Raw genomic sequence first — 10289 nt, 5'->3', positions numbered from 1 at the left:
AGCCCAAGTAATATCAAAGAGTACCTTGCTATTTCGAATGTGGTTGCCTGTGGTGGCTCTTGGTTTGTGGAGAAGTCATTGATTAAAGAGAAAAAATGGCAAGAGATTGGGGAGATGGTAAGGGAAGTTGTGGGATTGGTTAAATAATTTTACTCAATGCTCTTCCAATTAAAAACGTATGATTAATTAAGATCATACGTTTTCCTACTTTAGACGTTTATATCACCACTTATATAATCCATTTATTGCAAAATGTGATAAAAATAATCGATTTATTGCAACAATAATCAAGATTTGCGAAAATCAGGCATAAATAATCGATTTTAGTAAGAGGTTGATATGAATTTAAAAAAGCAGAATGTTGTTCAAGATCCTATTGGTGGATTATGGTTGGCTAAAATAACTGAAACTGAAACATTTCAGCCTTTACCGGTAATAAGCGGTATTGCCGGAAGACGTTCCACTTTAAGAGAAATTGAAACCGGCTTTAGAACGGAATTTTATCAAGAAAGTAGTCGCCCTGCTGATAATATTATTGCTCATCTACAATTTTATCTACGTAATGAAATCCCACATCTTGAGTTTCTACAGCGTCTATTTAAGAAAATAGGCTCAGTACATATACAAAGCTGGATTAACCAAGAACCAACCGGGCAATATGCTAGGCGAGCTGCTTTTTTATATGAATGGCTTACCGGTGATATGCTTTCTGTACCTCATAATCTAGGAGGCAACTATATAGATGTACTAAATAGCGAAAAGGTGGTTACCGCATCTAAACATCACATAGAAAAAGATGAACGTTGGCGAGTTAATAATAATCTAGCCGGTACTCCTGACTTCTGCCCAATTTTGCTTAAAACAGAAAATTTTACTCAAGCAGCTGATCTAGATATTACCGGATTACTAAACAACCTTGTAGATGAATTTGGAGAGGAACTCATTCTACGGTCTTCCGTGTGGCTAACGCTAAGAGAAAGCAAATCCAGTTTTAAAATTGAAGGAGAAAGTAAACAGATATCACGTATTCAGAGATTCGCTGATGTTATTGCCCGTTATACAGGAAAAGGGGAATTACCTATTAACCCGGAGCAATTATCCATACTTCAACAGTCTATTCTGGGTGATAAAACGATTTTAAGTACATATGGAATAAGGCAATCCCCTGTTTTTGTAGGGCAAACAGTCCACTTTGATGAAGTGGTACATTATATAGCTCCACCCTATCAAACCTTGATAGCTAAATTAAAAGGCTTGCAGCAATTTTGGCAGAAAACAGAGGGACAATCTTCTATTATGAGAAGTGCTACTATTGCCTTCAGCTTTGTTTATATCCATCCTCTTGCAGATGGAAATGGAAGGGTTCATCGTTTCTTATTTAATGATATTTTAAGACGAGATGGGGTTCTACCTGATTCTATAATTTTACCTATCTCAGGAGTAATTGCCGAATCAGAAACTGAAAGACAAGCCTATTTTTCCTTGTTAGATGAAATATCTAAACTATTAATGCAAAACATTAGAGGGGATTATTCTTTTTCTAAAGAAAAAGTTAAATATGCTGATGGCATTATCTCTAATCTTATCTTTACAAAAACAGAAAATGCTGAGCCTCTATGGCGTTTTCCTAATTTAACTAAACATGTTGAATATCTATCTCGGTTGATAAAACACGTTATTACTCACGATATGCACCAGGAATCCTCTTATCTACTTCATCACCAGAATGCAAGAGAAGCAATAAAAGACATTATCGAAATGCCAAATGAGTATGCTGATCGAATTATTCGCAGTGTTTTACAAAATCAAGGACAACGCTCAAATAAACTTATCAAGGAATTTGAGTTTTTAGCTGATGATGATTTATGGGAAAAGTTAAAAGTGGTGGTAAGAGATAGCTTTAAAAATTAGAAAATATTACATATTTTCTATATATCCTTAATTTATATAGATAATTAATGTTCATCTATAAATTAAGAACAGCATTTTTCAAAATATCTAGTAAAAGAAGTTTAACTTAACTTCTTTAATTTAGATAATACTGTCCATAAGCGATTTTCTTGCAGTCTGTAAATGCTTTCTTAATGCAGCAATAGCAGCTAAGTCGTCTTTAATCACAATTTTTACAATTAACGCTAAATGTTCTTCTACTGCGAGAATATTTCTTGTATGTAAATTCTTATTATCCCATTGATAATGAAAGTGAAAAATAACAGAAATTAGTTCTATAAAGTCATTTATAAATGGATTATCTGCAGCAGATAAAATAAGTGTATGTAATTTTCTATCTAACTCTGAAAAATCTCTATATTTTTCAACTATATTATCTCTAAGTTCCCGATGTTCTTGTAACAATACTCTCATTTCTAACCAGCGAATATCATTCGCAGGCAAATTCATAAAACAATTTAATGCATGACACTCCAGCATTTCTCTTAATTCAAATAACTTATCTGCATAATGAGGAGTAAATTCAATCAATTTCCATCTTCCTCTACCAATATTCTTTATTAAGTTAAAACGTGAAAATTGAATTAAATATTCTTTTACTGTAAGAACATCAACATTAGAATCACCAGCTAATTTTAGTTCACTAAACTCATCTCCAGGTTTTATTATTTTTTGTTTAATTACTGTCTGAAAAAACGCCTCAAACTTCTGTAGTTGATCTTTATGATATTTTTTGATTTTAATACTCGATATTTTTTCAGACTCTTCTGGTAATCTAGCTATTATTAAATCATTATTACTTTTTATTAAAACATCTAAGCTAAGTAAATGATCCGTAGCATGTCTAACAGTAGTTCTACTTACATTATAAAGGGTTGCTAATGCAGACTGTGATGGCAACCTATCTTTAAATTCTCCCTCAATTATAGAACTTATCATCTGATTTATAACATCTTCTCTTATATCAAATCCCTTACTCATCTCGAACCCTAATAAAAAACACATAAAAAACACAAAACCATAGTGTTAATCACAATATCAAAAAACTTTTTTGTTTTAAATGGTTTTTTAAAAAATAATGCTTGCTAGTAGTTATATATCATTTATATGTAGAGGAGAGTGTAATGAAAACTTTAGTTTGCAAAGAGCCTTTTAAATTAGCCTATGAAGAAAGGGAAAAGCCTAGAGCTAAAAGTGATGAAGCTATCATAAAAATCTCAGCTGTAGGTATTTGTGGTACAGACATTCATGCTTATGCTGGAAATCAACCTTTCTTTTCCTATCCAAGAGTACTGGGACACGAAGCAAGTGGTGTAATCATTGAATTAGGTGAAAATGTTTCTAGTTTCAAAATAGGACAACGAGTTGCCTTAATACCTTATGTCTCTTGTGATGAATGTGATGCGTGCCAAAATGGAAAAACAAATTGTTGTGAAAAAATATCTGTAATTGGTGTTCACGAAGATGGTGCATTCAGTGAGTATTTAGCTGTCCCGGCTAAAAATATTTTACCGATTGATGATAGTGTTGATTTTACGACAGCAGCATTAATTGAGCCTTTTGCTATTAGTGCACACGCGATAAGACGAGCACAACTGAATAAAGGAGATGATGTACTCGTTGTTGGTGCTGGTCCGATAGGATTAGCTGCTGCTGCAATTGCATTTGCAGATGGTGCAAATGTTGTTATTGCAGATACAAGTGCAGAACGCAGATTACATATCCAAAAACAACTTCGAGGAATAAAAACCCTCGACCCTATTAATGAGAAACTAGAAGATTTTTTTGGAGGAAGACTCCCGTTAGTTGTTATTGATGCTACAGGCAATCCAAAAGCGATGAACAATGCAGTAAATTCAATTCGTCACGGAGGAAAAATTGTATTCGTAGGATTATTCAAAGGTAATTTAGAAATTCCTGATCCCGATTTTCATAAAAAAGAAACTACTATGATGGGCAGCCGTAATGCAACATTTGAGGATTTTGCCAAAGTACAGAGATTGATGTCCGAAGGTAAAATCTCTGCCAATATGATGCTAACACATTTATTTGATTATGATGAGCTAGCTGATATCTATGAAGAAAAAATCACTAAAAATAAAGAATTAATCAAAAGTGTTATTTTATTTAAGAACAGATAAAAAACACTTAAATATGACGGATAACTAATTTTTAAACAATTTTTATGCAACTTTTTAATTAATTAGTTACATTAATATTCAATCTATACTACCTATTATTTCTGATGGAGAAACACTATGAAACTACTTTCTAAATCAATTAAGACAATTCTTTCAGTTGGCTTGTTAGGAGCGTCTATCAATGCTTTAGCTGGTACTGAAATTATGATTGCTTATGGAAATCAACCTGGTGAACCAATTGATAAAGCAATGCATTTCTGGGCTGATAAGGTTAAAGAAAAATCAAATGGAGATATCACATTTAAACTATTTCCATCTAGCCAGCTTGGTAGTGAAACAGAAGTGATGGAACAAGCTAAATTTGGAGCAAATATTATTACCATTAGTGATTATGGTGCATTAATGGATCTTGTTCCGGATCTTGGTGTAATTAATGCTCCTTATATTAGCCAATCTTTCGAGAAAAAATCAAAGTTGTTAAATTCCGATTGGTTTAAAGAACTAAGCAATAAATTAGACCAGCATCAAATTCATATTATTGTTCCAGATGTAGTGTATGGAACTCGCCATCTATTAACTAAAAAACAAGTTACTAAGCCTGAAGATTTAAAAGGAGTAAAAGTACGTGTGCAACACTCTCGTTTATTCCTTGAAACTATCAAAGCTATGGGGGGAGTGCCTACTCCAATGTCGTTGTCTGATGTTTATCCAGGATTATCAGAAGGTATTATCGATGGTTTAGAAAATCCTGCTGTTGTGTTATTCGGGGGGAAATTCTTTGAAGTAGCTAAGCATCTTAGCTTGACCGCACATACCAAACATATGTCCCCTTTTGTTGCAGGAACATCCTTTTGGAATACGCTAACGCCGGAACAACAAAATATCATCATTGAGGCAAGTAGAGAAATGGTGAATTATGGTGCTGAGCTAATTAATCAAGCAGAAGCTGAAGCATTGGAAAAACTCAAAAATTCAGGCGTAACAATCAGCGAGGTTGATCTCCCTGCATTTGAAAAATCTGTAAGCGGTGTTATTTCTACAGGATTCCCTGAATGGTCGCCAAATTTATATAAAAATGTTCAAGAGAAATTATCTCAATTTTAATTAACGCTTAGTGAGGTGTTTAAGATACTAAACACCTCATTATCAAAAGTGGGGTTTTATATGAATACTTCAGTAAAACAAAATAAATTCTGGCTGAGTGATATTGATGAAATTTTAGCTTCTTTATTTTTAGCCTTAATTGTCATATTTTCAGGCTATGGCGTGATAACAAGATATTTCTTAAACTCTCCTAGTGCTTGGGTAGAAGAAGTCTGTGTTGTATTTTTCATCTGGTTCACATTCTTAGCTTCCAGTGCATTATGTAAAAACAATGAGCTAATTAGGATTGATTATTTATTGACAAAGCTCCCAACTAAAGTTGCAAACTTTATTGATGGAATTATCCAACCATTAATTATGATTTTTTGCTTAGCATTTATGATTTACTTAGGGTTTAAATTACTCCCTATGTCAAAAATGCGATTTACCCCAGGATTACAAATATCATACATCTATATTTATTCAATTATTCCAATAAGTGCATTATTTATGCTCTTTTATGAAATAAGAAAGATTGTATATTATATTAAAATCAATAGAGGTTAATTATGGACGTTATTATTCCTATTTTTATTCTATTGCTCCTCTTTGTTATCGGTACACCAGTAGCATTCTGTATATTCTGCTCTACACTCACTTATTTTCTGATGAATTCTAATCTACCAATGATTATGTTGGTACAGCGTTTAGCTGGAGGATTGGAATCTGTAACATTATTAGCGATTCCATTTTTTATAATGGCTGGTGTATTTATGAATCATACTGGCATAAGTGAGCGGCTACTAAAATTCTGTGAGGTGCTAACCGGTCATATGAATGGCGGATTAGCTCAAGTGAATGTCGCACTAAGTACATTAATGGGAGGGTTATCAGGTTCAAATATTGCAGATGCTGCAATGAATTCTAAGCTCCTTGTTCCTCAAATGGTAGCTCGTGGATATAGTGCATCGTTTTCAGCTGCCGTAACAGCTGCAGGTTCATTAATAACGCCTATTATTCCACCTGGAATTGCGATGATTATTTATGGTTATGTAAATAATGTATCTATTGGGCGTTTATTCTTGGCTGGTGTAGTTCCCGGTACATTACTCTGTATTCTAATGATGATTTTAGTCTCTATCATTTCTAAGAAAAGAGGATATCTTCCTATTCGTGAAAAAAGAGCAAGTTGTAAAGAAGTTATTATTTCAGCAAAAGATGCTGTATTAGCTCTTTTATTACCCGTTATCATCATTGGCGGTATCCGTATGGGAGTTTTTACTCCGACAGAAGCTGGAGCAGTAGCCGTTATTTATGCCGTAATTCTAGGTGTGTTTATTTATAGAAATATGGATGCCAAAAAATTATGGTTAGCAACGAGAGAATCAGCATTAGGTGCAGCAAACGTATTACTAATTATCTGTGTTGCAGTTGCATTCTCAAAATTCTTAACGTGGGAACAAGTCCCGCAATCACTGGCTAAGTGGATGACAACAATCGTGGATAGTCCAATTGCGTTCTTAATGCTAGTAAATGTAGCATTATTAATTCTAGGAATGTTCCTTGAAGGTAATGCAATTATGATTGTATTAGCCCCTCTTTTAGCTCCAATTGCACATTCTTACGGCATTGACCCAATCCACTTTGGTATCGTATTCATCTTTAATGGTGCAATAGGAACAATTACCCCACCGTTAGGAACGGTAATGTTTACCACCTGCTCCATTACTGAAGTTCCAATCGAAAAATTTATTAAAGATGTTATTCCATTCTGGGGATTACTAATTTTTGAATTAATTCTTCTCACCTACATTCCATCCATCACAACTTGGTTACCAAACTTAGTTTACGGTGTAGCACAGTAATAAAAAATAGAGGTTATAAATGAAACAACTAAACAGAACCCATTTTCCCGGTCGTCAGCACCCGACCAAAATCATTCAATTCGGTGAGGGTAATTTTTTGCGGGCGTTTATTGATTGGCAGATTGATATTCTAAATGAAAAAACCGATTTAAATGCCGGTGTAACAGTTATCCGTCCAATCAATACCGATTTTCCTCCTTTGCTTAATACTCAGGATGGACTTTACACCACAATTATCAGAGGATTAGATGAAAACGGCAATAAAGTGAAAGAAAGCCGTATTATTCGTTCGGTGAATGACGAACTTAATATCTATCAGAGCTATGATGAATACTTACAATTAGCCCATAATTTAGACATTAAGTTTATTTTCTCTAATACTACTGAAGCAGGAATTAGTTATAACGAGCAAGATCAATTTGATGATACACCGCCTTCAACTTATCCAGCAAAATTAACCCGTTTGTTATATGAGCGTTTTTCTGTAGTTAATGGCGATAGCACTCAGGGTTTTGTGATTATTCCTTGTGAATTAATCGACTATAACGGTGAACAACTTAAAGCATTGGTGTTGAAATATGCCAAGCAATGGCAGCTTTCTGCCGAATTTGTACAATGGATTGAAACAGCTAACACCTTCTGTTCTACTTTAGTGGATCGCATTGTTACAGGTTACCCTCGTAACGAAGTCACTGAATTGGAAGCAGAGTTAGGTTACAAGGATATTTTCTTAGACACCGCCGAGTATTTCTATTTGTTTGTGATTCAAGGTCCGAAGTCATTGGAAAAATTATTACGCTTAGATCAAGTCAATTTAAACGTGTTAATTGTTGATGATATTAAACCTTACAAAGAACGTAAAGTCGCTATTTTAAACGGAGCTCATACCGCTCTTGTGCCGGTAGCTTATTTGGCAGGCGTGGATACTGTAGGGGAAGCAATGAATGATACTGAGCTATGCCAATTTGTGCAACATACGATGGATAAAGAAATTATCCCTGTACTTTCTTTACCACAAGAGGAATTACAACAATTTGCCGATGCGGTCATCAAACGTTTCCAAAATCCATTTATTCAACATCAGCTGCTATCTATTTCATTAAATAGTATGACGAAATACCGTACCCGAAATTTACCCCAATTGCTTGCGTATGTTGAAAAACTCGGAAAATTACCACCGCACTTAACCTTTGCATTAGCGGCATTGATCGCCTTTTATCGCGGCGAGCGAAACGGGCAAGCAATTCCTTTGCAAGATGACGAACATTGGTTGGTGAATTTCAAAGAGTGGTGGCAACAAGTTGCAAATGGTGAACTTACGTTAGAACAATTAGTGCGTAATGTGTTAAGCCGGCAAGAGCATTGGGAGCAAGATCTCACTATCGTGCCTGAATTGGTAAACACCCTCACTCAGCAACTAACGTTTATTTTACAAAACGGTATGCGTGCTGCATTGCAAGAGTATTGTGCAGATTAACGGAGAATAATAATGAAGCAGTTTATTAAAATCCAACCGCAAGATAATGTGGCGGTCGCATTACAAGATCTTACAGCAGGAACGGTAGTTGAGGTTGAAGGGCAACCTATCGAACTCAAAGCCGATATTAGCCGAGGGCATAAATTTGCTCTCAATACTATTGAACAGAGCAAAGATATTATCAAATACGGCTATTCAATTGGTCATTCATTACAAAAAATCGGCATTGGCGAGCATATTCACACGCACAATGTAAAAACCAATTTAAGTGATATTAACGACTATGAATATCAACCCGAATTCACGGCACTTGCGGTGAAAAAGCCCGATCGTGAGGTGCAGATTTACCGCCGTAAAAATGGGGATGTGGGTATTCGTAACGAACTTTGGATTGTTCCAACAGTTGGCTGCGTAGTCGGCATTGCCAATCAAATTAAAAAGCTCTTTATGCAGCAAAACGATTTAAGTAATATTGACGGCATATTTACTTTTAATCACAGCTACGGCTGCTCTCAATTAGGCGATGATCACGAAAACACTAAAATTATGCTGCAAAATATGGTGAAGCATCCAAATGCAGGAGCGATTTTAGTGATCGGATTAGGTTGTGAAAACAACCAAGTTGATGTCTTTAAAGATACATTAGGAGAATATGATCCGAATCGGGTAAAGTTTATGGTTTCGCAACATCACAATGATGAAGTCGAAACAGGGCTTGAGCTGGTACAACAACTTTATGAAGTAATGCGTCAAGATAAACGGGAACCAGGTAAACTAAGTGAAGTTAAATTTGGCTTGGAATGTGGTGGTTCTGACGGTTTTTCGGGCATTACAGCCAACCCGATGCTTGGTAATTTTTCGGACTATCTGATTACTCACGGCGGCACAACAGTTTTAACCGAAGTACCTGAAATGTTTGGGGCTGAACGTATTTTAATGAGTCATTGCCGAAATCAAGAAACCTTCCAAAAAACAGTGGATATGGTAAATGATTTTAAAACCTATTTTATCAAACATAATCAACCGATTTATGAAAATCCATCTCCGGGCAATAAAGCAGGCGGTATTACCACATTGGAAGATAAATCTCTCGGTTGCACGCAAAAAGCAGGGCATAGCCAAGTGGTTGATGTCCTAAAATATGGGGAGCGTTTAAAAACCAAAGGGCTTAATTTATTAAGTGCACCGGGCAATGATGCTGTTGCAACCAGTGCTTTAGCAGGTGCCGGTTGCCATATGGTGCTATTTACTACCGGTAGAGGCACGCCTTACGGTGGTTTTGTACCAACGATGAAAATTGCAACAAACAGTGAATTGGCACAACGCAAAAAAAATTGGATTGATTTTGATGCAGGCAGACTTGTTCACAATATGACAATGGAAGAATTGCTAGATGATTTTATCGATCTTGTTGTAGAAACAGTGAATGGCAAACAAACTAAAAATGAAATTAATGAATTTAGGGATTTAGCTATTTTCAAAAGCGGTGTAACACTTTAATGAACAGGAAGTATTGTTAATGCTATACAAGCGGTCTTTTTTTAGCAATTTTTTGCAACATCATTTAATAAAAGTGAGGGCTAAATGAAAAAACTCGCCATCATCGGTGAATGTATGATTGAGCTCAACGGTGAACCCTTTGGCAATATGCGTCAAACTTACGGCGGTGATTCACTCAACACCGCTACCTATCTGGCTCGGGTGAGTTCGCCCGAACAGATTGAGGTGCGTTATATTTCCGCTTTAGGTACGGATAAACTCAGTCAAGGGATG

At 35.4% G+C, this 10289-nt stretch carries 9 protein-coding genes and 1 pseudogene; 9 read left to right on the top strand and 1 reads right to left on the bottom strand.

Annotation, left to right across the window (positions count from 1 at the left end; all coding sequences use genetic code 11):
- Positions 1-147, top strand: a pseudogene (locus tag ACJHV0_RS05400) (bifunctional 4-hydroxy-2-oxoglutarate aldolase/2-dehydro-3-deoxy-phosphogluconate aldolase); the annotation flags it as partial.
- Positions 148-339: 192 nt separating this feature from the next.
- On the top strand, positions 340-1911 hold the full coding sequence (locus tag ACJHV0_RS05395; RefSeq protein WP_483133594.1) for a Fic family protein: 1572 nt from the start codon (positions 340-342) through the stop codon (positions 1909-1911).
- 120 nt (positions 1912-2031) lie between these two features.
- Here ACJHV0_RS05395 and ACJHV0_RS05390 read toward each other — a convergent pair whose 3' ends face one another.
- Positions 2032-2931: a GntR family transcriptional regulator gene (locus ACJHV0_RS05390; RefSeq protein WP_483133593.1), complete on the bottom strand. Its 900-nt coding sequence runs from the start codon at positions 2929-2931 to the stop codon at positions 2032-2034.
- 143 nt (positions 2932-3074) lie between these two features.
- Between ACJHV0_RS05390 and ACJHV0_RS05385 the strand changes: the two genes are divergently transcribed.
- From ACJHV0_RS05385 to ACJHV0_RS05355, 7 genes are all read left to right on the top strand, one after another.
- Positions 3075-4091 (top strand): zinc-binding alcohol dehydrogenase family protein, encoded by a 1017-nt coding sequence (locus ACJHV0_RS05385; protein WP_483133592.1) that lies wholly within the window; start codon positions 3075-3077, stop codon positions 4089-4091.
- Positions 4092-4208: 117 nt separating this feature from the next.
- The gene (locus ACJHV0_RS05380; protein ID WP_483133591.1) at positions 4209-5195 is read left to right on the top strand and encodes a C4-dicarboxylate TRAP transporter substrate-binding protein; all 987 of its coding nucleotides are present in this window, start codon (positions 4209-4211) and stop codon (positions 5193-5195) included.
- A 60-nt stretch (positions 5196-5255) separates the two neighbouring features.
- Complete coding sequence (locus ACJHV0_RS05375) at positions 5256-5741, top strand: TRAP transporter small permease (protein WP_483133590.1); 486 nt, start codon at positions 5256-5258, stop codon at positions 5739-5741.
- A 2-nt stretch (positions 5742-5743) separates the two neighbouring features.
- Complete coding sequence (locus ACJHV0_RS05370; RefSeq protein ID WP_334254562.1) at positions 5744-7039, top strand: TRAP transporter large permease; 1296 nt, start codon at positions 5744-5746, stop codon at positions 7037-7039.
- Positions 7040-7058: 19 nt separating this feature from the next.
- Positions 7059-8516 (top strand): tagaturonate reductase, encoded by a 1458-nt coding sequence (locus ACJHV0_RS05365; RefSeq protein ID WP_483133589.1) that lies wholly within the window; start codon positions 7059-7061, stop codon positions 8514-8516.
- Between the two features lie 12 nt (positions 8517-8528).
- Positions 8529-10016: a UxaA family hydrolase gene (locus ACJHV0_RS05360; RefSeq protein ID WP_483133588.1), complete on the top strand. Its 1488-nt coding sequence runs from the start codon at positions 8529-8531 to the stop codon at positions 10014-10016.
- 84 nt (positions 10017-10100) lie between these two features.
- Positions 10101-10289 (top strand): PfkB family carbohydrate kinase (locus ACJHV0_RS05355; protein ID WP_483133587.1); only part of this gene is annotated, 189 nt, incomplete at its 3' end.

It is taken from the genome of Mannheimia sp., from assembly GCF_056854775.1.
This window is presented reverse-complemented; position numbering and strand designations above follow the sequence as displayed.

Excerpts from the sequence above, each read along its gene's own strand:
- ACJHV0_RS05390 (WP_483133593.1), bottom strand. The coding sequence starts at position 2,931 with ATGAGTAAGGGATTTGATATAAGAGAAGATGTTATAAATCAGATGATA.
- ACJHV0_RS05360 (WP_483133588.1), top strand. The coding sequence starts at position 8,529 with ATGAAGCAGTTTATTAAAATCCAACCGCAAGATAATGTGGCGGTCGCA.
- ACJHV0_RS05380 (WP_483133591.1), top strand. The coding sequence starts at position 4,209 with ATGAAACTACTTTCTAAATCAATTAAGACAATTCTTTCAGTTGGCTTG.
- ACJHV0_RS05385 (WP_483133592.1), top strand. The coding sequence starts at position 3,075 with ATGAAAACTTTAGTTTGCAAAGAGCCTTTTAAATTAGCCTATGAAGAA.
- ACJHV0_RS05375 (WP_483133590.1), top strand. The coding sequence starts at position 5,256 with ATGAATACTTCAGTAAAACAAAATAAATTCTGGCTGAGTGATATTGAT.
- ACJHV0_RS05365 (WP_483133589.1), top strand. The coding sequence starts at position 7,059 with ATGAAACAACTAAACAGAACCCATTTTCCCGGTCGTCAGCACCCGACC.
- ACJHV0_RS05395 (WP_483133594.1), top strand. The coding sequence starts at position 340 with ATGAATTTAAAAAAGCAGAATGTTGTTCAAGATCCTATTGGTGGATTA.
- ACJHV0_RS05370 (WP_334254562.1), top strand. The coding sequence starts at position 5,744 with ATGGACGTTATTATTCCTATTTTTATTCTATTGCTCCTCTTTGTTATC.